Source organism: Streptomyces sp. NPDC003635 (assembly GCF_053587635.1).
The window spans coordinates 31,501-53,358 of the sequence record NZ_JBSFOK010000008.1 but is presented as its reverse complement, the minus strand read 5'-3'; the positions used below and the strand labels follow the sequence as shown (position 1 = coordinate 53,358).

The 21,858-nt window shown below is 70.8% G+C and carries 22 protein-coding genes; 10 read left to right on the top strand and 12 right to left on the bottom strand.

Going from position 1 to position 21,858, the window contains the following annotated elements; genetic code table 11:
- Nucleotides 1-105: 105 nt before the first annotated feature.
- The 4 genes from ACWDRW_RS10280 to ACWDRW_RS10265 all read right to left on the bottom strand — a co-directional run bounded on the left by ACWDRW_RS10280 (nt 106) and on the right by ACWDRW_RS10265 (nt 4,323).
- Nucleotides 106-1,308, bottom strand: a complete 1,203-nt coding sequence (locus ACWDRW_RS10280) for a low temperature requirement protein A (RefSeq protein ID WP_451721878.1) — start codon at nt 1,306-1,308, stop codon at nt 106-108.
- Nucleotides 1,309-1,447: 139 nt separating this feature from the next.
- Nucleotides 1,448-1,930 carry an SRPBCC family protein gene (locus tag ACWDRW_RS10275; RefSeq protein ID WP_451721877.1) on the bottom strand — a complete coding sequence of 161 codons (483 nt, stop codon included), beginning with the start codon at nt 1,928-1,930 and terminating at the stop codon, nt 1,448-1,450.
- A 93-nt stretch (nt 1,931-2,023) separates the two neighbouring features.
- Nucleotides 2,024-2,680, bottom strand: a complete 657-nt coding sequence (locus ACWDRW_RS10270; RefSeq protein ID WP_451721875.1) for a hypothetical protein — start codon at nt 2,678-2,680, stop codon at nt 2,024-2,026.
- Nucleotides 2,677-4,323 carry a serine/threonine-protein kinase gene (locus tag ACWDRW_RS10265; protein ID WP_451721874.1) on the bottom strand — a complete coding sequence of 549 codons (1,647 nt, stop codon included), beginning with the start codon at nt 4,321-4,323 and terminating at the stop codon, nt 2,677-2,679. The genes ACWDRW_RS10270 and ACWDRW_RS10265 overlap by 4 nt, the downstream gene beginning before the upstream one ends.
- Nucleotides 4,324-4,563: 240 nt before the next feature.
- Between ACWDRW_RS10265 and ACWDRW_RS10260 the strand changes: the two genes are divergently transcribed.
- Nucleotides 4,564-5,829 (top strand): glycosyltransferase family 4 protein, encoded by a 1,266-nt coding sequence (locus ACWDRW_RS10260; RefSeq protein WP_451721873.1) that lies wholly within the window; start codon nt 4,564-4,566, stop codon nt 5,827-5,829.
- Nucleotides 5,826-6,662 (top strand): transferase, encoded by an 837-nt coding sequence (locus ACWDRW_RS10255; RefSeq protein ID WP_451721872.1) that lies wholly within the window; start codon nt 5,826-5,828, stop codon nt 6,660-6,662. Before ACWDRW_RS10260 ends, ACWDRW_RS10255 begins: the two co-directional genes overlap by 4 nt.
- Before the next feature lie 63 nt (nt 6,663-6,725).
- Here ACWDRW_RS10255 and ACWDRW_RS10250 read toward each other — a convergent pair whose 3' ends face one another.
- The 6 genes from ACWDRW_RS10250 to ACWDRW_RS10225 form a co-directional block, all read right to left on the bottom strand.
- Nucleotides 6,726-7,346: a TetR/AcrR family transcriptional regulator C-terminal ligand-binding domain-containing protein gene (locus ACWDRW_RS10250; protein WP_451721871.1), complete on the bottom strand. Its 621-nt coding sequence runs from the start codon at nt 7,344-7,346 to the stop codon at nt 6,726-6,728.
- Between the two features lie 76 nt (nt 7,347-7,422).
- Entirely contained in the window at nt 7,423-8,397 is a 975-nt protein-coding gene (locus tag ACWDRW_RS10245) for an SDR family oxidoreductase (protein ID WP_451721870.1), read from the bottom strand.
- An 89-nt stretch (nt 8,398-8,486) separates the two neighbouring features.
- A complete protein-coding gene (locus ACWDRW_RS10240) occupies nt 8,487-9,227 on the bottom strand; it encodes an SDR family oxidoreductase (RefSeq protein ID WP_451721869.1) in 741 nt (246 codons plus the stop codon).
- 296 nt (nt 9,228-9,523) lie between these two features.
- Nucleotides 9,524-10,036, bottom strand: a complete 513-nt coding sequence (locus tag ACWDRW_RS10235; protein WP_451721868.1) for a cytidine deaminase family protein — start codon at nt 10,034-10,036, stop codon at nt 9,524-9,526.
- Complete coding sequence (locus ACWDRW_RS10230; protein ID WP_451721867.1) at nt 10,029-11,438, bottom strand: hypothetical protein; 1,410 nt, start codon at nt 11,436-11,438, stop codon at nt 10,029-10,031. The genes ACWDRW_RS10235 and ACWDRW_RS10230 overlap by 8 nt, the downstream gene beginning before the upstream one ends.
- 333 nt (nt 11,439-11,771) lie before the next feature.
- Nucleotides 11,772-12,653: an NmrA/HSCARG family protein gene (locus ACWDRW_RS10225; RefSeq protein WP_451721865.1), complete on the bottom strand. Its 882-nt coding sequence runs from the start codon at nt 12,651-12,653 to the stop codon at nt 11,772-11,774.
- Between the two features lie 331 nt (nt 12,654-12,984).
- Here ACWDRW_RS10225 and ACWDRW_RS10220 point away from each other — a divergent pair, with 331 nt between their 5' ends.
- Entirely contained in the window at nt 12,985-13,707 is a 723-nt protein-coding gene (locus tag ACWDRW_RS10220; RefSeq protein WP_451721864.1) for a dienelactone hydrolase family protein, read from the top strand.
- Between the two features lie 210 nt (nt 13,708-13,917).
- Complete coding sequence (locus ACWDRW_RS10215) at nt 13,918-14,901, top strand: hypothetical protein (protein WP_451721863.1); 984 nt, start codon at nt 13,918-13,920, stop codon at nt 14,899-14,901.
- Nucleotides 14,902-14,920: 19 nt separating this feature from the next.
- Here ACWDRW_RS10215 and ACWDRW_RS10210 read toward each other — a convergent pair whose 3' ends face one another.
- Nucleotides 14,921-16,090, bottom strand: a complete 1,170-nt coding sequence (locus ACWDRW_RS10210; protein WP_451721862.1) for an NAD(P)/FAD-dependent oxidoreductase — start codon at nt 16,088-16,090, stop codon at nt 14,921-14,923.
- A gap of 115 nt (nt 16,091-16,205) precedes the next feature.
- Between ACWDRW_RS10210 and ACWDRW_RS10205 the strand changes: the two genes are divergently transcribed.
- The 3 genes from ACWDRW_RS10205 (at nt 16,206) to ACWDRW_RS10195 (ending at nt 17,597) form a co-directional block, all read left to right on the top strand.
- Nucleotides 16,206-16,556, top strand: coding sequence for a hypothetical protein (locus ACWDRW_RS10205; protein WP_451721861.1), 351 nt, complete (start codon nt 16,206-16,208; stop codon nt 16,554-16,556).
- Between the two features lie 82 nt (nt 16,557-16,638).
- Nucleotides 16,639-17,289, top strand: a complete 651-nt coding sequence (locus tag ACWDRW_RS10200; protein WP_451721860.1) for an SRPBCC family protein — start codon at nt 16,639-16,641, stop codon at nt 17,287-17,289.
- 167 nt (nt 17,290-17,456) lie between these two features.
- Entirely contained in the window at nt 17,457-17,597 is a 141-nt protein-coding gene (locus tag ACWDRW_RS10195) for a hypothetical protein (protein WP_451721858.1), read from the top strand.
- A 108-nt stretch (nt 17,598-17,705) separates the two neighbouring features.
- Here the strand turns inward: ACWDRW_RS10195 and ACWDRW_RS10190 are convergent, their stop codons facing one another.
- Complete coding sequence (locus ACWDRW_RS10190) at nt 17,706-18,005, bottom strand: hypothetical protein (protein WP_451721856.1); 300 nt, start codon at nt 18,003-18,005, stop codon at nt 17,706-17,708.
- A 133-nt stretch (nt 18,006-18,138) separates the two neighbouring features.
- Here ACWDRW_RS10190 and ACWDRW_RS10185 point away from each other — a divergent pair, with 133 nt between their 5' ends.
- From ACWDRW_RS10185 to ACWDRW_RS10175, 3 genes are all read left to right on the top strand, one after another.
- On the top strand, nt 18,139-19,560 hold the full coding sequence (locus ACWDRW_RS10185) for an MFS transporter (protein ID WP_451721854.1): 1,422 nt from the start codon (nt 18,139-18,141) through the stop codon (nt 19,558-19,560).
- Nucleotides 19,557-20,504: an RNA polymerase subunit sigma-70 gene (locus ACWDRW_RS10180; RefSeq protein WP_451721853.1), complete on the top strand. Its 948-nt coding sequence runs from the start codon at nt 19,557-19,559 to the stop codon at nt 20,502-20,504. Before ACWDRW_RS10185 ends, ACWDRW_RS10180 begins: the two co-directional genes overlap by 4 nt.
- A gap of 142 nt (nt 20,505-20,646) precedes the next feature.
- Nucleotides 20,647-21,858, top strand: a complete 1,212-nt coding sequence (locus ACWDRW_RS10175) for a glycosyltransferase (RefSeq protein WP_451721852.1) — start codon at nt 20,647-20,649, stop codon at nt 21,856-21,858.

The window sequence follows — 21,858 nt, the reverse complement described above, 5'->3', positions numbered from 1 at the left end:
CGCTCTCCGCGGGCATGCTGCTGTCCCCGGTACTGATGGCACTGTCCCCCTCGCCCGCCTGGGGCGGGCACTTCCTGCCGCGCCGCACGACACTCGGCTTCCGGCCTAGTGACGGCTTCCCACCTGCGCAGGGGCCGGAGCCTTGTCCTGTACCAGAACCAGGCCCGTCACCAGCGCCGTCAGAAGACCCAGCGACAGGAGGGACGGGACGTGGGCGACGGCGGGCCCGGCGACGAGGCATGCGGCCCCGGCGACGAGGAGGAACGGTGAGCGGTGGTTCGCGGTGCGCAGCAGCAGGGCGGCCGAGGCGAGGAGGAACACGCCGACGCCTCCCGGCAGGGCCCAGGCGACGACACCGTGCAGGGGCTCGGTCAGGTCGTAGTGGCCGGTGTCGGCGACCTGTTGGAGGGTCTTCTTCATGCCGAGGGCGGTGATGACGACTCCGGCCACCAGTGGCAGGTGGAGGAAGGTGTACGCGTCACGCGCCAGGCGGGTGCGGTCGTCACCGGTGAGCGTGGTCAGCCGGTGCTCGGCGGCCTCGGCGACCTGACGGAAGTACAGCCGCCACAGGCCCGCGGAGACGAGCAGCCCCAGCGCGGCGGCGCCCACGACCGGGCCGCTCAGCGGGAACCCGGACACGCCCACGCCGATGGCGACGATCGACTCGCCGAGGGCGATGATGACGATCAGGCCGTGGCGTTCGGCGAAGTGGCCGGGTGAGGCGACCCGCCAGCCGGACTTGCCGGTGACGAAGATGCCCAGGTAGTCGATGGCCACGGCGGCGAGCCAGATGAGGATCTGGGTGACGCCCGTGAAGGCGGCGCCCACGAGGAGCAGGGCGAAGGGCGGCGCCACCGATATCAGGGCCGTGTGGCGCAGGACGCGGTGCAGGGCCTGGTCGCCGGGGTCGGAGAGCCAGTACGTGACCAGGTGCAGGACGCGGACGGCGCCGTAGCAGAGGACGAAGACCAGGGGGGCCGGCAGTCCGCCGGGGCCGTCGTCGTAGATCTCGGGCACGGTCAGCGACACGATCAGGACAACGGCCATGACGGACACGAGCACCGTGAACATCGCGCCGGAGTCGGCCCGTACGACGTTTCCCAGCCAGGCGAAGCAGCACCAGCACCACCACAGCAGCGCCATGGCGACCATCCCGCCGAGCAGCCGCAGCCAGCTCGGGTCGGCCGCCATCAACGCCGTGACCTGTGTGATCGCGTACACGAAGACCAGGTCGAAGAAGAGTTCGGCCGGTGTCACCCGATGGCCGCCCTCGGTCGCTATCAGCCGCGACCCCTCGCTGTTCGTCACCACAGCTCCCCCTTCGGGGCGCCTTCCCCGCCGCCCACGTGCGGAACGATAACCCACCGCACTTGGCCGACGAAGTCCCTTGCGCGGCAGGGGAGTTCGCCTCCCGCGTACATCCGGGTACGGGAGGCGACGGTTCCGCTCAGGGGGACGTCGTCGCTGCCCGAGCGATCCGGGTGAGGGTCGTGCGCATGCCGTGGCGGTTCACGGCGAGCCGGCGCTCGGGGGTGGTGCCCGCGAAGACGGTGCCGAGGAGGTCGGCGAGGCGTGCGCCGCGCCCGGTGCGCAGGTCCTCCCAGGTCTCGGTCACCCGGGTGCCCGTGCCTTCGGTGGTGAAGTGGTAGCCCCAGCGGGCGATGGGAAGCCCGAAGACACCGACGTCGAACGTGAACTCCTCGCCCACGCGGGCCGTCGACACCCGCCCCGTCGTGAACCAGACGAAGGGCCCGCGCCGGTTGAAACCGACGAACCGCGTGCCGGTGCGGACCGGGGTGCGCGGTACCCAGACCCGTCGGCATTCCGGACTCCAGCGGCCCATGTCGGGGAGGTGCGCCACCAGCCGGTAGACGACGTCCGGCGCGGCGTCCACCACCACGGACTCCTGAAGACTGCGCTGACGCCCCATCGGCGACCTCCCCGCGACTCGGCCGGCGGACCTTACCGACGGGTAGGGTAGCGGACCCCGGTCTGACGGAGCCGTGCGGAGGAGAACCAGCCATCAGGAGCAGTCGTACGTGAACTGCGCGGTGACCGCTTCGTGGGTCGGCGAGAGGAGTTGAAGCTCGGCCCGCGGCGCGCGCTGACCCTTGCCCTGGAAAGTCCACCGCAGATGGAGGCGGGCGTGCTGCTGGCCGCGGACCACCTCTTCACGCAGGACGTCGGAGGCGGTGCCGTCGCTCCTGGTCCAGCGGTAGGAAAGCGTGCCGGGGCTGCCGTTCGTCGTGACCAGGGCGACGATGTCCGCCGTCTCGTCGCACCCCAGAACGGTTGGCTGGGCCGTGACGGAGACCGTGCTCACCTCGACGGACGGCCCCAGGCGCTGCCAGGCCAGGAAGGCGAGAACGCAGATCAACACCAGGGCGGGCAGCGCGTGTTGGCGCAGCCGCCGGCGTGGCGGTGCCGCGGGCGTCGGCACCGCGGCGAGAGTCCCGGTGTGCGTGCGGTGCGCCACGGTAGCGGTGACGCCCGGTCCGAAGCGCAGTACGGTGCCGTCGACCCGGTCGGGCTGAGGCTCCGTCGGCGTCTGCCGCGAGGTCTCCTCCACCACGGTGTCCTGCGAGGCCGGTCCCTGGATCCAGTGGCTGGCCAGCACGGTGGCGCTGTACTCGGCGTCGGCGGAACCGGGTTCCTCGCGCTCTGGGTTCTGTGTCGTCACCGGATGTCACACTGCCTGGTCAGGAGTTGTTGTGAGGTGTCACCGCCGGCGGCGGCCGGGTCGGTTGCCGCATGGACCGACCAGTAGCAGCCGCGGGTCTGGAACGTGTGATCGACGGTGATCGAGTACGTGGTGGCTCCGCTGCGCGTGAAGGTCTGCGGTGCGCCGTCGGCGGAGCCGAGCTGTCCGCTGGAGTTGCTCGTGAACCACGAGACGGTGAGGGAGATCGGACCGGTGCCGTCCGTGGTGACGTCGAGGGTGGCGGTGGCGGTCGTGGGGCCTGTCTGGCTGAAGGCCGACACCGCGACGGCCTTGACGGCGGGAGCGGCCGGCGAGGGGGGAGCGGTGGTGGTGGGTGTGCTGTCGGTGCCTCCGGGCGGCGGTGTCGTCGGCTCACCGCCGTCCGAGGTGGCGGAGGCGGGGGGTTCTTCACTGTCGGTGGGCGTGGGGCCGGTGGGTGACTCGTCCGGTGATGACGAGGGGCTTCCCGAGGCGGTGGACGTGGGCGCGGGGGAGACCGACGAGGTCGGCTCTGTGGTCGCGGCCTGTTCCGCGCCGGGGGCGGCGCTGGTCGTGGCCAGGGCCTGCGCCGCCTCCCGGGCCGCGCTCCCGGCGTTCGCCGGGATGCCGTAGGTGAGCAGCACGCCGAGCAGGACGGCGGCGACCGACACCAGGATTCCGGGCCTACCGGGCAGCCAGGAGCGTGCCGGGACGGGGCTCAGTCCTTGGGGCAGGACCGTGCGGGCGATGTCCGTGGTGGTGCGGGGCCCGGTACGCGCCGACGGCAGCAGCAGGGGAAGCAGCGCCACCAGTGCGGCGAGCCGGCACCGGCCGCGTTCCTCCCAGTCGGGCCCGTACGCGGCACCGGCGACCGCCTCGAGCTCCGTGACGAACTCCGCGGCCTGCGCGGGCCGTTGTGCCGGGTCCTTGGCCAGACCGCGGCGGACGATCTCACGCACGGCTTCGGGGGCCTCTTCGGCCGGGACGGGCGCCTCGACGTGCTGCAGCGCCAGTTCCGCGAAGTTGTCGCCCGAGTACGGCTTGCGACCCGTCAGGCACTCGAAGAAGGTGGCCGTGGCCGCGTACACGTCGGCAGCCGGAGAGGCGGGCGCGCCCGTCCACTGCTCCGGGGACATGTAGGACGGGGTTCCGGCCACGCCGGCGGTGGTGCCCGAGTCCACCGCGATGCCGAAGTCGACTAGCTTGGACGATCCGTCCGGTAGGACCAGGACGTTCTCCGGCTTGTAGTCGCGGTGGACCACCGCGACGCGGTGGGCGTCGGCCAGGCCGAGCAGCGAACCCTTGAGGATGACGAGCGCGGCTTCCGGGTCGAGCGGACCGTGCCGACTCAGCAGCGTCCGCAGGGAGACGCCGTCCACCAACTCCATGACGATGGCGGCGCCGTCCGGGCTTTCGACGTACTCGTACAACCCGGTGACGTGCGCGCTCTCCAGCCCGCCGAGCAGCCGTGCCTCCGCCCGGAAGCCCTGAAGGAAGCCGGGCCGGGCGCGCAGCGACTCGCTGAGGTACTTCACCGCCACCGCGACGCCGGTCTCGTCGTGGACGGCCAGGACGACCCGCCCGCTCGCTCCCGAGCCGAGTTCGAGTGACTCGGTGTACCCGGGCACTTCCCATGTGCTCATCGAATCCCCCAAGAACCGGGCCCGCGCCCACTGCCCAGCGAGCACGCCACGCGCTCAGAGACACATTTTCGGCCACAGCGGTTGCGGGGCCAGACGGATCGGCGAGGCGTACCCGGACCGTGACATACCGATCGATGTTCTGTTGCCGGTCGACAGCCGGTCGTCCTCGCGCATGACCGGAAAGAGAACAAACCAATAACGACACACAACGGAAAGGGGGTTGGTGAGGTCTAGTCCTCCATGAAGATCTCTTTCCTCCTGCACAACGCCTATGGCATCGGGGGCACGATCACCACGACCTTCAACCTGGCGCAGGCACTGGCCACCCGTCACGATGTGGAGATCGTCTCGGTGCTACGACATCGGGAACGCCCCAACTTCACCCTGGACCCGAGGGTCTCCCTCAGGCCCCTGGTGGACCTGCGGAAGGAAAAGGAACACCCGCTCCACCTGAGACCGGCGCGCGTGTTCCCGGCGGCCGAATACCGCTACCAGCAGTACAGCGAACTGACCGATCAACGCATCGGGGAATGCCTGGAGGCCATCGACGCCGACGTGGTCATCGGCACACGCCCCGGGCTCAACGTGCACCTGGCGTATCAGGCCCCCCGGCATGTCGTCCGAGTCGGCCAGGAGCACCTCACCCTCGACAACCACTCACCGGCGCTGCGCACCGCGCTGCGCCGCGCCTACCGGCGGCTCGACGTGCTCACCACGGTCACGGAAGCGGACGCCGACGCCTACCGGCGCAAGATGCGGTTGCCCGGAGTCAGCGTGGAGGCGCTCCCCAACAGCGTCCCCGATCCGGTGCTGGCCGCCGCGGACGGCCGCGCGAAGGTGGTCATCGCGGCCGGTCGGCTGGTAGCGGTGAAACGGTACGACCTGCTGATCGAGGCCTTCGCCCGGGTGGCCGCCGCACACCCGGACTGGCAGCTCCGGATCTACGGCAAGGGAGAGGAACAGGACCGGCTGCGCGGGCTCATCCAGAGCCTGGGCCTGTGCGACAACGTCTTCCTGATGGGGGCGGCCGCCCCGATGGAAGCGGAGTGGGTCAAGGGCTCGATCGGCGCCGCGGCGTCCAACTTCGAACCGTTCGGCATGACCATCGTCGAGGCGATGCGCTGCGGACTGCCCGTGGTGAGCACCGACTGCCCGCACGGACCCGGCGAGATCATCAAGGACGGTGTCGACGGCCGCCTCGTGCCCGTCGGTGACCGTGACGCGCTCGGTGACGCTCTGCTGGACCTCGTCAGCGACGACGAGCGACGCCGACGCATGGGGCGTACGGCCATGGAGAACGCCCGGCGTTTCGCCCCCGGCCCCGTCGTGGAGCAGGCCGAACGCCTGATCGGCGCCGCGATGTCGGCGAGACGGGCCGGACGGCCCGCCGCACCGGAACGCGAGCCGATACATCGCACCCTGATCAGCAGCGCCTTCGCCGCGCGGGACGCCGCCCATGCCGCGGCCGGCAGTGCGCTGCGCGCCGTACGGAAGGAACAGCGATGAGCACCGCCACGACACCTGACACACAGCCCCGGGCCCACTGCACGGCCGGCGCGGACGGCCGCATCACCTTCCACCTGCCCGAGCTCGCGGGTTCGGCGCCCCAGTTGCTGATGCGCCTGCGCCCCAAGAAGGGAATGCCCGAGGACGAACACCGCTCACTCCCTCTCGAAGCAGCGGCCGACGGTGGCTGGCGGGCCGTCCTGGACGCCGAGCCCCCTCTCGCCGAGGGACGGTGGGACGTGTACCTGCTCCCCGAACCGGGAGCCGCGCGACAACGGCTCCGCCCCGGTCTGCGGGACCTGCGCGCCCTGGTCGACGGCCACACCCGTGACTGGCCGGCGCCGGTGGCGGTGCGGGTGCCGTACACCACCAAGGACGGCTACCTCGCGGTACGGACCTGGCTGCGCACCGCCCACGCAGAGGTCGAGGGCATGGAGGTGACGGATCGGTCGATGACGGTGAGGGCGCGGACGCACGGCGCCGCACTGTCGGCGGGAGCCGTCGTGCGACTGCGCCTGCGGGGTGCCGACGGCGCGGTCCGGACCCGGGAGCCGCGAGTCGAGGGCGATGGTCGGCGATTCACCTTCACCGTGGACTTCGAGGAACTGGTCGCCGCAAGCGGCACTGGCAGCCGCGTCTGGGACCTCAGCGTCCGGACCAGCCTGGACGCTAAAGCCCCTGCCATCCGTATCGGCCGACTGCTCGACGACGTGGCGGACCGCAAGGAGATCTTCGTCTATCCGTCGGCCACCGTCGGTGGTGTCGCGGTGCGTCCCTACTACACGGTCGACAACGACCTTTCCCTGGAGGCGAGCCCGAGGTCCGAGGAATAGACCGCGGAGGGCGGAGGGTCGACGGCGGCCCGTCCCGGCCCACGCCGTGACGGGTCACCGCGCTCACTTCGCGCGGACTCCGTTCAGAAGGTTGCTGACGAGTGCGACCACGAAGTCGTCGGTGACGGGTTCGTCGGGGATGAGAAGGCGGTGGTAGACGGCGCCCCAGAGCTGGTCGACGAGGACCTGGACGTCGGTGTCGGCGCGGATCTGGCCGACTTCCTGGGCTCGTCGGAGGCGTTCGCCCGCCAGTCGGCGCCGGTGCGAGGAGTAGAGCTCGCGGTAGGCGGCGGCCAGGTCCGGGTCGCTCTGCGAGGCGCCGATCAGCTCGGCCAGCACGCGCCCGCCCGGCGTCTCGGTCATCACGTGGGCGAAGGCGCGCAGTTGGGTGAGCAGGTCGGCGTGGATGTCCCCGGTGTCCGGGAAGGCGAGCGTTTCCTCGACGGCGTGGAAGTAACCGTCCAGGGCGAGCGCTCCCCTGGAGGGCCACCATTTGTACAGCGTGGTCTTGCTGACCCCGGATGTCCTGGCGACGCGTTCGAAGGTCAGGTCGGCGAAGCCCTCGGTGAGCAGCAGGTCCCCCACGGTGTGCAGGACGTCCGCCCGGACCTCGTCCGCGGGCCGGCGCCCCCGCCCGCGCCCGGTGCCTTCCTTGGCGTCGGGGCCGCTCGCCTTGTTCACCATGTGTGCTCCTGCGTGCCGTTGTGGCCGTTGCCGCTCACCCTACGGGCGGCGACACAGGAGCCGGGGGAGGGGACCGTCACGATGAACTCCAGTTCGAAGTAAGGCTGTACGCCGATGGTGTCGACGGGAGGGCGGACGTGCCCGCAGGGTTTGAGTGCTGGACGGTGAGCAGGTCGGCGAGGTCGATGCGGGTGAGGAACTCGCGGCGGACGCGGTCGGCGAGCTGGCTGACCTCCTCGGATCCGTCGTTCGCGGGGTCGATGTGGACGCGGTGGGGGCGCTGTCCGGCAGGCAGGGCGACGATGCGGGCGATCTCGTCGGAGACCAGGGAGGCCGTTGCGCCTTCGGGGGCGAGGGCGGCGAGTTTGGTGGCCACCTGGTCCATCAGGCCGGCGTACCTGGTCTCGTACGCGGCCTCGACGGCCGTGTCGTCGGGGTGGCCGGAGTGGGCGAAGTGGTTCGTGCCGCTGGTGAAGGAGCCGGGGACGACGATCGAGGTCTCCACACCCCAGCGGGCGAGTTCACCGGCGTAGGACACCGCGAGGGAGTCCATGGCGGCCTTGGCGGCGAAGTAGGGGGCGAGGTAGGGCGGGGTGCCGCCCTTGACGCTGGTGCTGGACACCCAGACCACCAGTCCCTGTCCGCGCCGACGCATGCCGGGCAGCGCGGCGCGGTTGACCCGCTGGGTGGACAGCACGTTCACGTCATAGAGCTCGGCGAGCCGGTCGGGGGTGAAGGCCTCGGCGGGACCGGTCACCATGTGCCCGGCGTTGTGGATCAGCACGTCGATACGGCTGTGCTCGGCCTCGATCGCTGCGATGGCGGCGTCGACGGAGTCCTGCGAGTTCACGTCGAGCTCGATGGGGCGCAGGTCGACGTGGTGCTCGTCCGCGTAGTCGACGGCGGCCTTGACCTGGGGTGCGTTGCGGGTGCTCGTCTGGCGCATGCCGGCGTGGACGGTGTGGCCGGCGTCGGCCAGCGCGCGGGCGGTGAGGGCACCGAAGCCGCTGGAGGCGCCCGTGATGACGATGACATCGCCGGTGGTGGGCATGGACGTGGTTCCTTTCGAGGGGTGGCGCCGTGCTGCGGCGCCGTGGGGGCAGTGGTGGCGGCGGGCGATCGTGCGGGTGCGGCAGAGGGTCAGGCGAGGCCGCCGTTGGCGTAGAGGATCTGTCCGTTGACCCAGCGGGCGGGCCCGGCGAGGAAGGAGACGACCTCGGCGATGTCCTCGGGGCGGCCCAGCCGCTCGAGCGGTGTCGCCTTGGCGAAGTTCGCGATGGCGGCGTCGTCCTTTCCGTCCAGGAACAGCGGGGTGGCGGTGGGGCCGGGTGCGACGGCGTTGACGGTGATGTCCCGGCCGCGCAGCTCGCGGGCCAGGGTGAGGGTCATGCCCTCCACGGCGGCCTTGCTGGCCACGTAGGCGGCGTAGGTCGGCAGCTGGGTGCGGACCACCGAGGTCGAGAAGTTGACGAGCGCGCCACCCGGGCGGATGCGCCGGGCCGCCTGCTGGGAGACCACGAAGGTGCCGCGGATGTTCGTGCGGTGCATCCGGTCCAGGTCGGCGAGGTCGAAGGTCGCGACCGGCGCGAGGATCATGATGCCGGCGGTGTTCACGACCACGTCGATGCCGCCGAAGGCCGACTCGACCGTGTCGAAGGCCGTGCTCATCGCGGTCTCGTCGGCGACGTCTCCGCCCACGGCGAGGGCCCTGCCGCCGGCCTTGGTGATCGCGGCCACGGTGTCCTCGGCCTTGGCCTGGTTTCCCGCGTACTGCACGGCGACCGCGAACCCGTCCGCGGCGAGCCGCTCGGCCACGACGCGGCCGATGCCGCCCGAACCGCCGGTGACGAGTGCGACGCGATCAGTGGTGGGGGTGTTCATGGTGGCTCTCCCTCGCTAAATGAACGCTACGTACATATAAGCAAGAAATGAACGTACCGTCCATATCTTTGGGCAAGATCTTTCCACGTCCTTCGCTCGAGAGAGCTCAACCGGGCGAGGGCGTGCGCCGCGCCGACTGGGGGAGTCGAGGCCGGAGGGGGATCGTCAGTTCGCCATTTCCCCACGGAGCACTGTGGGCCGCGCAACGGGCCTGCGGGCGTGGAGGGCTGGACCGACGGCTGATCCGCCTCGGTGAAGCGGTGAGAGTCTCACCGTCGGCGAGCGAGAGTCACCTGTCATCGGTGCGGGGGCTCATCGGGGTCTGGTTTACCGGGTGCTGCGGCGGCAGGCGGGTGGCGGCTCGGCGGACCCGTGATGTCCGCCTGGCCCGCGATGCCCGCGAAAGGGAAGAGGTCCCTTGCCGTGATCCGAGCCGGCTGGCCCCCTACATCGAAGAGGATCTCGCAGTCGGGGTTCTGATAGTTGATCAGCTCTCGACAACTCCCGCAGGGCGAGATCAGACCGGTACGGCCGTCCGGGCCGACGAGGACGACCGCGGCGAGACGGCGGACGTCGTAGTCGCCCACCGAGTGCGCCGCAGCAATCGCCCCCGGCTCGGCGCACACGGCGTTCTTGCGGGACCGCAGGTCAAGGCTTGCGTACCGCCGCCCGGACGAGGCGAGGGCCACCGCGGCGACCGAGTGGAACCCCGTTCTGCGTCGGCTCAGCAGCAAGCTGGTGGCCTGCTCCATCAGCTCGTGGTCGAGCTCATCGGCGGGCACACTCGGCAGCCCCCAGGTGTCAGGCACGATGCCGCCTCCTCGAACTCACGGACCATCCTGTCAGGGCACGCGTCCAAAGGGTCCTCGTACGACGCAGGCGACCCTGGCCCCCGTTGGGGCGCGGCGGACGAAGCCAGCGAACTCGCCGTAGCAGCCCCCATCCCACCAACGCCATGACTGCGAGAAGTCCGGTGGTGAGGGCGAGGTAGGCGAGCGGGTGGAGGAACGGGAAGTCCTCGAAGCTGCCGTCGAGTCCCAGCACGCCGCGGGCGGCGACCTGACCGCCGGGCACCAGGGCCGTAGCCGCGACGATGCCGAACAGTACGGCGGCGGCGACGCCGGCGCGGTCGCTCTCCGCGTCGAGCCGCCCCTGGAAGGACTCGATGTTCAGCCGAACCTGGGATTCGAGCGTCGTGATGTCCCGTAAGGACGCCGCTTGTTGGAAGCACACCTTCATGCGCTCGAAGCGGGCCGCCTGCCATCCGGCGAGTACGTACTCGTCCATGGCCACCGACATCAACCACAACCACTCCGAAACCCGGCGGCGGGCCAGAGGCGCCCGCTCGGCCGCGACTCGCAACGTCTCCCGCTGGATCGAACGCAGTACCCCGCGGCGCAGGGCCAGATACTCGATCAGCTGAACCCGGAACTGCTCCCAGACGCCGTTCCGCGGCCGCATCTCGCCATCCCCGACGACGGAGACCGAGAGGCTTTGGAACTCTCGCATGAACCACCAGTAACGCCCGTGGTTTTCATCCATGGTGTACGACTCGAGCTCACTGTCCTCGGCGAACCCCATCAGGCTGGGAGCCCACCGGGACGGATCAGGGCCCACCCTGCGGGCGTCCGTCCAGAGCAACTCCATGTGGGTCCCGAAGGTCGCCGGATAAACGTAGGCGCTCTCACCGGAGTCGACGAGCTCGCTAGCCCTCTGCCGGGCGGCTGCGCCTGTGTACGACCACCTGCGCAGGAGGTCGGGATCGACCGGGCGCTCGAGCATGGACTCGTGTGCGGCGAAACCCAGATAGTCGAACAGCCGACGGACATTGCCCCGCACGACGTGTTCCTCGTCGTCCAGAAGAAATCGCCACTCGGCAACTGGACCGTCCGGCAGTTCGTGCTCCAGGGCGTGCAACCCGGCGATCCATTCACCAGCGGCATGCCGGGGCAGGCGGACGTCGTCGCTGCACACGGATACCCGCCACACGGCGAAGCCGATGGACCACACGGTCACATGGACGGAAGCCTCGGCCTCGCACTCACCACCGGGCAGCCCCTCCGACCGGAGGGACAACCCCTCCAGTGCGATCCGGCGAATGTGGCCGTTTCGCTCGACCTCGACGTCGAAGAAATCGTCCAGCGGAACTTCGGTGTACCCCACCCGTGTCAAACGGGCCATGCTCTCGTCGGTGTGTGCCCAGCCGTACATCGGCCGAGCCTGGACGAACGACACCGAATACCGCTCCGGCCTCGAGCCACTGGGAAGTCGCCGCCTCGGGCCAACGGACGTGCTGCGCTGACCAGGTAACAGCGAGCCGCGCCGTCCTGCAGCGGTGCGGTGCCGACGTACGACGTGACGGCTGCTCACTTGTCCGGCCCCCCGGGGGAATCGACCTCGTGCCTTGCGATCGGACTGTTCGGGCGGACTGTTCGGGCCAAGCCGCCCGTGAGCCCTTGATCACACTAGTGGGTCGTGCACACCGAGCCTAAGCAGCCGGTCGACGTGGTGGCCGTCGTCAGCGGACATGCCCTGGCCAGCCCCCTACCGGCGCGTGGGTCGGGGCGCCAGGAGCGTGGTCCAGTCCTGGGTGGCGGCCCAGTCGGCGAAGCTGTGCCAGCCGACTTCTGGGTAGTCGCGGTGCAGCGCTGCTACATCGACTTCGAGGCCCGAGGTGGTGAAGTAAGTGAACATGGCGGCCAGGTCGGTGGAGTGGGTCCGCACTTGGGCCAGCGGTACTTCCTGGTGGCGGATCGGACGGCCGCTGGCCGTCGTGAGGATCTGCGCCATCTCGCCGGGGGTGCGCTGATCGGAGGCGATGTCGATGCGGCGGCCGGCGAACTCGTCGCGGCGCTGGAGTACCAGTGCGGCGAACGCGCCGATGTCCGTGGCGGGGATGAGGGCGAACGGCGTGTCGACGGGCATGGGCCAGGCGAAGCTGCCCTGGCGCAGCCCTTCCAGCGTCCAGCCGCTGATGCAGTTGTCCGTGAAGGCGGCCGGGGCGATCACGGTCCAGCACACTCCGGCCTCGCGCAGGTGCTGCTCCACGATGAACTTGCTCTCGTAGTGAGGGACCCCGGTGCCGCGGTCGGCATGGGCGGCGGAGGTGAACACGACGTGCGTGAGGCCGGCCGTTGCCGCGGCATCTATGAGGGCCTTGCCCTGCCGTGTCTCGGTTTCGGTGTCGGTGCCGAACGGGGTGGTGACCGCGAAGAGCGAGTCCGCCCCGGCGAAGGCCGCGTCCAGGGACGGGCGGTCGTCGAAGTCGGCGTGGCGGACGTCGGCTCCGAGGTCGCGCAGCGTTTCGGCGGCGAGTGAGGCGGGACCGCGGGTCAAGGCGCGCACGCGGTGACCAGCGGCGAGCAGGGCGCGGGCGGTGGCCCCGCCCTGGGCTCCGGTGGCTCCGGTTACGGCGACGGTGAGCATGAGTTCCCCCTGGAGGTGAGTTGCTGCGCTGTGCATTAACTGTGTCACGCAGGAGACTAGCCAAGATGCCTGCGTCGCGCAGGAAATTGGCCGAGCCTGAGGTGGTCACTCGCCAGAGGGGGCCGGCGTATCCGGGCCGCGGAACCTCTCCGAAAAAGCTGTCGTCGTGCCACGGTGATTCCTGCTAACCTCCCCGACCGAGGCCGTGCGAGAGAACGAGGAGGTGGTACCCGTGAACGCAGTTTCGACATGGGTGCTCCCCTCCGGGGTCACGGTCGGGCGATAGGTCGCCCGGGAGCGCCGTTCACGCGCACTCCCGAAAGGCACGACCGTGCACTTCACCTCCGAACAACGCCTCGACGACGGCGTCCTCCAGCGCGAATTCACCCTCGGTGAGATCCCTGGCACCGTGTGGACGCCTGGATCCGCACCGGCGCCGCTGATCCTGATGTCCCACAACAACGGGCTGCCCAAGGCGGACCCCCGGCTGGTGGCGCGGGCCCGCTACACCGCCGCGCGGGGCTACGCGGTGGCCACCATCGACGCCGCCGGATGTGGCGACCGTCCCCGGTCCGCCGCCCAGGAGCGGGCCCGTGCCGACCTTGGCCGGGCGATGCAGGCCGGCGAACCGGTGGACGAGATCTTCGAGTCCTTCATCGGTCCCCTCGTAGAGAACGCGGTGCCGGAATGGCGGGCGACGCTCGACGCCCTCCTCGAACTGCCCGACACCCGCGGCCCGGTCGGGTACTCCGGGGGCTGGGCCGCCCTCGGCATCCGGCTGGCGGTGGTCGAACCGCGCATCGCGGCCGCGGGCTTCTTCGCCGGAGGCTACGTCCCCCGTGCCCAGCGCGAGGAGGCCCGTCAGGTCACCATCCCGCTGCTGTTCCTGCTGCAGTGGGACGACGAAGGGAACCCCCGGCAGCGCGCCCTTGAACTGTTCGACGCCTTCGGCAGCACGCAGAAGACATTGCACGCCAACGTGGGAGGGCACACCGGCACCCCGCGGTTCGAACTGGAGGACGGGTGCCGGTTCTTGGACCGGCACTTGAAGTGAGGCCGGGCGGCGGTCTCGCGGGCAGCACGCGGTAGGCGGCCGGCGGCCAGGACGCCGCTCATCGAGGACGGGCCGACCCGTCCCGTCCTCGGTAACGGCCGCCCCCGGGGCGAGTGCGACACCGCACCGGCGGCTGTGCCCCGGATCATCCGATAGGTGTAGATACAGGCCCTATGCGCCGTGCGGTGCGTTTCGTGATAGATACGACATGTGTCGCACCGGGACAAACGCAAGGCGGAGGGCGCTCGCCAGGACTCCTCCCTCGAGCGCTCGCTGCTGGCCTCGATCGTCACCGACCCCGGGCACCTCCCCGAACTCCTCGCCGCCTTCGCCGTCCGCCGCATGGGTCCCGCCGTGCCTCGCGTAGTCGAGCAGCTCCGTCACCACCACCCCGACGTCACCGACGTGGAACTCCGAGGCCTGGTGATCGCCCGCGGCCGGCGAGCCGTCGTTTCGGAGGGGTCCCTCGTGGGTGGCCCCTTCATCGTGCTCATTCCCGTCGCGTTCTGCGTGGCTCTGCTCCGCCAGGCGCGTACGGTCCTGGAGCTGGCCGCACTCGACGGCCGCGACCCGACGGCGAGCGCCCGCGCCGAAGAACTTCTCGTCCTCCAAGGCGTGTACGAGGACACCCGGCAGGCGCGGGACGCGCTCGCCCGGACGCCAAGAGCCGCGGACGCTCCGGGCCGCTGGAGGCGATGGGCGGCTCTGTGGGACGTCACCCTGCGCATGGCCCGTCTGCTCGGCGTGCTCGCGCCGGGCGAGGGAGGGGAGGATGCGGGCGGGCGGGTACGCAGGTTCGCCGTGCAGGCCTGGCGGTGGCTGCTCCTCGGCCTGGTCCTTCTGGTCGGATTTGTCGCTCCACTGGTCTGGCTGCCGTACATGGCGATGTCCTATCAACGCGCCGACGCCCGCCTGGCTCGCCGGGTCCAGACCTACTACTTCGGCCACCCCGCCCCCGCTGCGCGCCGCCGTCGGATCTCCCGTCCCCAGCCGGAAGTCATAGCGGCGGCAGTGCGCGCACTCGTCTCCCTCCTCGTGCCACTCGCGTTGACCGCCGTCACTTTCCTGGCCGGCCTGCGCATCGCCGACAGTCACTGGCCGGTCCTCGCCATCGTTCTGGCGGCGGGATCCGCGGGGGTCGCCGGGCTGTGGTACCGGCGCCACCACGGCCGCCGCGCTTCCTCTGCCGGCTGACCGAACCCCGCCCGCTGGTCTACTGCTCGCCGAGAGCGGTGGCGCGCTGGTCGACCTCGGTGTCCGAGCGCCCAACGCCGATGAATCGGGTGGGCCGGAAAGGCCGCAGCAGGTCCTCCTCCTGATCGGCGGCGACCTCGCCGGCGACCAGTCGACCCAGAATCGGCGCCAGGGTGATCCCGCTGTGCGAGACCAGGCAGTAAACGCGGGACTGGTCGGATGCGTAGCCGGCGACGCTGTGGCCGTCCGCGGGCAATGACCGCAAGCCGATGCGCGGCTCGATCCCCGGGGCGCGGCTCGGCTCGGAGAGCAGGGCCGAGAGCCGCTGCGCGAGCGTGCGCGCAAGGTCGCCGTCCTCCGAGGGAGGGTTGGCCGGATCGGCGTCGGCGTTCAGGTCGAGCGCCTGCAGGACGGTCCTGCCTCGGGCCGCTGGGCGGAGGTTGAGGCCAGGGCTGTGGATCACACAGGGCAGGTCGAGCCAGGGAGTCTCGGCGTACCCGAGCAGGCCGACAGTCGTCGATCCGCGGCTGGTTGCCGTCACCATGGGAATGTCGATACCGGCTCGTGCGGCGAGTTGTCGCGTCCAGCGGCCCGCCGCCAGCACGACCCGGTCACCTGCGAAGGTCTCGCCTCCGGCCACGGTGACGGACACTCCGTCAGCTCTGTCATCGATGGCTACGACTTCGCCGAGCGCCAACCTGGCTCCGTGCCGCTCGGCATCGGCCAGCAGGTTGGCCACGAAGAGGTCGGGCAGAACGTAACCCTCACTGGGGAAGTGGGCGCAGGCCGTGATGGTCCGCGGGATCCGTAGGCCGCCGCCCGCGAGTCGTGCCGCTTCGGCGGGCGTGACCCAGCGCGCGGGATAGCCGAGGGACTGCAGGCGTTCCACGTTGGCGGCGAGCCATTGTTCGCTCGCGGAGTCCGCCCACTGCAGCGCTCCGCTGGGGAAGTAGGAGGGTGCGCCGGGCAGTTGCTCGGCGAGCCGGGTGTGCTCCTCCATCCCCGCGAGGTTGAGCGCGTGGTAGTCGGGGTCCGGCTTCCGGCTCGAGTTGGTCCAGGCGAACGTGGTCGCGGTGGTGCCGCTCCCGGCTCCCCACTGATCCACGAGGAGGACTTCCTCGCCGCTGACGGCCAGCTGTCTGGCGACGCTGACTCCCAGTACCCCGGCTCCGACGACGATGACCTTCATGGCTCCATCATGGCATCAGGTTAGATGCTATAACGAAAGTTCTTGACTCCAGCGGCGTTAGCGGGTTACAACTTCTAACGAACGGCAAAGCATCTAGCTACCAGGGGGAGATCCCGTGACCGCAGCCACATCCATGTCGCCCACCCGCCCACCCCGTCGTATCCCCGTGGCGGTGTCCGTCTCCGCATGGGCCGTGCCCGTGATGGTCGTCGGACAGTTCGCCCTGATCGCCGTCGTGCCGGTGGTGAGCGCCCTGGTCGGCGCTCTGCTGCGGGTGCCCGACCGTGCGGTGCGCCTCGCGGCCGCACTGGTCGCGACCGCCTACGCGATCCCCCTCGTCATCTGGCTGACCCGACCCGACGGCGCCCCGAGCCTGTCCAAGGACATGCACCCGGGGTTCGTGGGTCTCATCGCCGCCGCTTCGGCCGTACTCGTCGTGACCATTCACCGGGCCGGCCGGCGATGAGTGGCTGAACGCATCACCCGCGGACACCTGCTCGCCACACCACGCCTTTCGCACCCGATCGCTCTGGACCAAGGGGAACGCCATGCAGAACACCCGCACCACGCCGTCACCGAACCGCCTGGCCACCGCACTCGCGATCTCACTCGCCGCCACCGGTCTCCTCGCAACGGCCGCCCTGCCGGCCCACGCGGCCCCGGCCGGGAGCGGGCCGACCCACCGCGGCGCCCCGACCTGCCGAGGGAAGGGGGTCGACCCCGCCGCGCAGATCCGCTACTCGACGGCCATCGTGATCGACGCGTCGATCGAGACGATCTGGAAGCTCCAGACCGACATCGAGCGGTGGCCCGCGTGGCAGGCGCCCGTCCTCAGCGCCGAACGTCTCGAGCCCGGTCGGCTTCGCGAGGGTTCGGCGTTCCGATGGACGACACCGGCACCGGCCACGCCCACCACACCCGAGACCACCCTGGAGATCACGTCCACCGTCCAGCAGCTGAAGCACCACAAGTGCCTGCGGTGGACCGGGCCGGCCGTCGGTGAGGGGCTGCGCATCGACGAGGGTGTCCATGTGTGGACGTTCGAGAAGGTGAAGGGCGGCGGCGTCCGCGTCCGCACGGAGGAGACCTGGACCGGAGAACAGGTCGAGGCGGACGTCCCGCTCGCGACCGACGTCCTGGGCATGGGACTGGAGGGCTGGCTGGCCGACCTCAAGGCCGCGGCCGAGGCGCGGTACTGAGAAGTCCCCGACGAAGGGCCGGACGTTCCTGGTCCGGCCCGCTGCGCCCCCGCCCGGCTCGAGAGAGTCGCCGAGACCTGCGCAAGAAGACATGGGATGGCCGGAGGCTGTGCGCAGGAGACGAACTCCTCTACTGATCAGCCCAGTTGGGCGTCCAGGACACCGAGATGCCGACTACGGAACAACAGGCGTCCTTCACGACGATGTTGAACCGGATCGCCGCCAAGGTCGCCGGCGAGCGGACCATGGTCGAGGCTTGTACGGCTCCTGAGACCGGCCCGTTCACGCCTCCCACGCAAAAGCGGTGATCCATCGCAGGAGCGGTGACCCCTCACCCCCTGTCCCCGTGCGCCTGCGCGCCGGGCCGCCCGGTTGCCGAACGAGCGGGCGGCCCCGACTCACACACCCCCTGCCGGTCAACCGTGGCTGGTCACGGTCGAATGGGCGTACGTTCCGATCACGCCGGCCTCTTCACGTGTGACGTCACCGGCCAGCCTGCTGCGCAGGTCACGCTGGAACTCCTGGAAGGCGGCCAGTTCGGGCAGGCCCTCGCCATCCACGACATGGACGAAGGTGACCTGGTCGGCGAGCCGGAAGGTGCTGTAGCGCAGTCCGGGCGGCGCCGCTGTCGCCAGTTCGGCGAAGACTTTCTCGATCAGACGCTGGTTCTCGTCGGCCCACTCCGGCCGGGTGCGGTAGCGGATCACGGTGCTCATCGGACTCTCCTCCACGCGATCGGTGCGCTGTCACTGATAGGGACAACGCGAACACCACTGACTCATCGCGGCGATGATTCGGAGCCCTCCCGGTTGTCGGTATCAGTGACGGCGACTTTCTGGAGGACCTCTCGTGGGCAGCAAGGACCGCACAACCGCCGGGCAACGCTGGGTACTGGGCCTGGCCTCGCTCGGTGCGGTGATGGTGGCGCTGGACGTGCTGGTGGTGGCGGCGGCGCTGGGCAGCATCAGACAGGATCTCGGTGCCTCCATCGAACAGCTGGAGTGGACGGTCAACGCCTACACCCTGAGCTTCGCCATGCTGTTGATGATCGCGGCGGCGCTCGGCGACCGATGGGGCAGGCGGCGGATGTTCGCGGTCGGCCTCGGCTTGTTCTCCCTCGCCTCGGCGGCCTGCGCGCTGGCACCGTCCGTGGCGTGGCTGATCGCCGCGCGGGCTGTTCAGGGTGTCGGCGCGGCCGCCGTGATGCCGCTGGCGATGAGCCTGATCGGCGCGGCCTTTCCGCCCGAGCGGCGGGGCTGGGCCACGGGTGTCTTCAGCGGTCTGACAGGCCTTGGCGTGCTGGCCGGTCCGGTCGTGGGCGGCGCGGTGACCGAGGGGCTCGCCTGGCAGTGGATCTTCTGGATCAACGTGCCGGCCGGCGCGGTGGCGGTTCCGCTCGTCCTGCTGCGGATCGGCGAGAGCAGGGGCGCGGTGCGCCGGCTGGACCTGCCCGGTGGCGCGCTGATCACCCTGGCCGTCCTGGGCATGGTCTGGGGCGTGGTCCGCGGCGCTCCGGCCGGCTGGGCCAGTGCCGAGGTGATCGGCTCGCTGTCGGCCGGCGTCGTCCTGCTCGTGGTCTTCCTGCTCTGGGAGCGCCGGGCCCCGCAGCCGATGATGCCCCTGTCCAGCTTCCGGTCGAGGGCCTTCTCGGCGGGCAACGCGGCGGGCTTTTTTCTCACCGCGGCGCTGTTCGGCGCGGTGTTCTTCATGGCCCAGTACATGCAGGCGGCCTTCGCCGCCGGCCCGCTGGAGGCCGGGCTGCGGCTGCTGCCGTGGACCGGCACGCTCTTCCTTGTGTCACCGCTCGCCGGCCGCCTGGTGGACAGGGTGGGTGAACGCCCGCTGGTCGCCGCGGGATTGGGGCTGCAAGCTGTCGGCATGTTCTGGCTCAGCCTGGCGAGCACCGCTACGGCGCGGTACGGCGACCTGGTGGCACCGCTGATCGTGGCCGGATGCGGTGTCTCCATGGCCCTCCCGGCGGCGCAGAGCGCGACCCTGGGAGCACTGCCCCGCGAGGCCGTCGGGCTCGCTTCCGGCGTGTACGGCATGATGCGCCAGCTCGGCGGGGCCGCCGGAGTCGCCGTCCTCGCCGCGGTCTTCGCCGCCGCCGATGGCTACGCGTCCTTCCCCACCGGATTCACCCGGATCTTCGCCGCCGGCGGCGTCCTGTCGCTGCTCGGCGCGGCGGCGGGACTCTGCATCGGCGTACGGCACAGCGCGCGGCCCGTCGCCCCGGTCACTCGCCCCGAACCGGTGGAGGAGCTTCGATGAACCTGGAGGAGGAGTTCGCACAGGTCCGCGGTGAACTGATCGCGCACTGCTACCGGATGCTCGGCTCGCTGCACGACGCGGAGGATGTGGTCCAGGACGTGTATGTGCGCGCCTGGAAGGGCTTCGGGGAGTTCGAGCAGCGCTCCTCGGTCAGGACCTGGCTGTACCGGATCGCCACCCGGCTGTGCCTGAACGCCCTGAAGCACAGCAGCCGCCGCCTGGTCCCCTCGGCGCTCGGAGCGCCCGGAAGCGATCCGGATGATCTGGACGCGCCGATGCTGGAGGCGAGTTGGCTGGAACCCTTCCCCGATCATTCCCTGAGCACCGATCCGGCCCACGTCGTGGGGATACGGCAGAGTCTGCGGCTGGCGATGGTCGTCGCGCTGCAGCACCTGCCGCCGCGCCAGCGGGCGGTGCTGATCCTCCGGGACGTCCTGGCGTGGCCGGCCTCCGAGGTCGCCGCCGCGCTCGGTACGACGACCACGGCGGTCAACAGCTCGCTCCAGCGCGCGCGGGCCGAACTCGCCCGGGTGGCGCCCGCCGAGGAGCAGCTGAGCGAACCCGACGAGCCACGCCGCCGGGCCCTGCTCGACCAGTACGCCAGGGCGTTCGAGCGGGCGGACCTGGTCGCCCTCGAAGGGCTCCTGACCCAGGACGTCCGGTGGGAGATGCCCCCGGTCCCGACGTGGTTCAGCGGCCGGGAGGACGTCCTGCGTCTGCTCGCCGCCAAGCTGCCGCCGGGCGCCGGACGCCGGGTCATGGTGGAGACGTCCGCCAACGGCCAGCCCGCCTTCGCCCTGTACACCCGCGGCCGTGACGACCGCTTTCACGCGCGCTATGTGCAGGTGCTGACCGTGGTCGAAGCGGGAGTCGTCTCCGTGCTCGCGTTCCACCGGGCCGACCTGTTCCCCGCTTTCGGCCTGCCGCTTGAACGTCCCGCCTGACCGTTGCCGGGCCGAAGCGGTGGGGAGTCGCTCACGTCCGGCCACGGCCAACGTATCGCGCACTCCGGGGCTTGCGGCAAGGGCCCCGTCGTAGCGCAGAATCACCAGCCGAGGCAGGAAGCTACGGAAACGGGTGTCGCGAGTGCGTGTGTTGTTGTCGACGTTCGGGTCGCGCGGGGATGTCGAACCGCTGGTGGGTCTCGCCCTGCGGCTACGGGAGTTCGGCGCGGAGGTAGCGGTGTGCGCGCCGCCCGACGAGGACTTCGCGCACCGGCTGGGCGGTGTGGGTGTGCCGCTGATACCCGTCAGCCGGTCGGCGCGGGAGTGGACGAAACAGTCCCCGCCGGCGTCCGGCCTGCCGCAGCGCGCCGCCGAGGTGATCGCCGGGCAGTTCGAGGTGCTCCCCGCGGCGGCCGAGGGATGCGACGTGCTGGTGGCGACGGGGATGGTGCCGGCCGCTGCCGGGGCGCTGTCGGTGGCGGAGATGCTGGGCATCCGCTCTGTGTCCGTGACCTTCCAGCAGCTCACCCTGCCGGCCGCGCACCGCCGGCCGCTGGCGTACCAGGGGCGGCCGTTCCCGCCGGAGGTGACCGACAACCGGCTGCTGTGGGAGCTGGACGCCCAGAGCATCGACGCGTTGTTCGGCGAGGCGCTCAACACGAACCGGGCGGCCGCCGGGATGCCTCCGGTCAAGCACGTACGCGATTACGTCATCGGCGACCGGCCTTGGCTGGCGACGGACCCGGTGCTGGACCCGTGGCGGCAGACGCCGGACCTCGACGTCGTGCAGACCGGCACGTGGATCCTGCCGGACGAGCGCCCGCTCCCGGCCGAGTTGTCGGCCTTCCTGGACGCGGGCGCACCGCCGGTGTACGTCGGCTTCGGCAGCATGCCGATGAACAGTGCGGCCGACGTCGCTCAGGTCGCCGTCGAGGCGGTCCGCGCGCAGGGCCGCCGCGTCGTGATCGGGCGCGGTTGGGCGGACCTTGGACCGACCGACGACCGGGTGGACTGCTTCGCCGTAGGCGAGGTCAACCATCAGGCGCTGTTCGGCCGGGTGGCCGCCGTCGTGCACCACGGAGGCGCGGGCACCACGACGACGGCCGCCCGGGTCGGCGCCCCCCAGGTGGTGGTTCCCCAGATGGCGGACCAGCCGTACTGGGCGGGCCGGGTGGCCGAGCTGGGCATCGGCGTGGCCCACGACGGTCCGACGCCGACCTTCGAGTCCTTGTCGGCCGCACTGAAGACGACTCTGACCCCCGAGACCGGCGCCCGAGCGGCCGCCGTGGCCGCCACGATCCGCTCCGACGGGGCGACGGTGGCGGCGAAGCTGCTGGTCGACCTGATCAGCTGA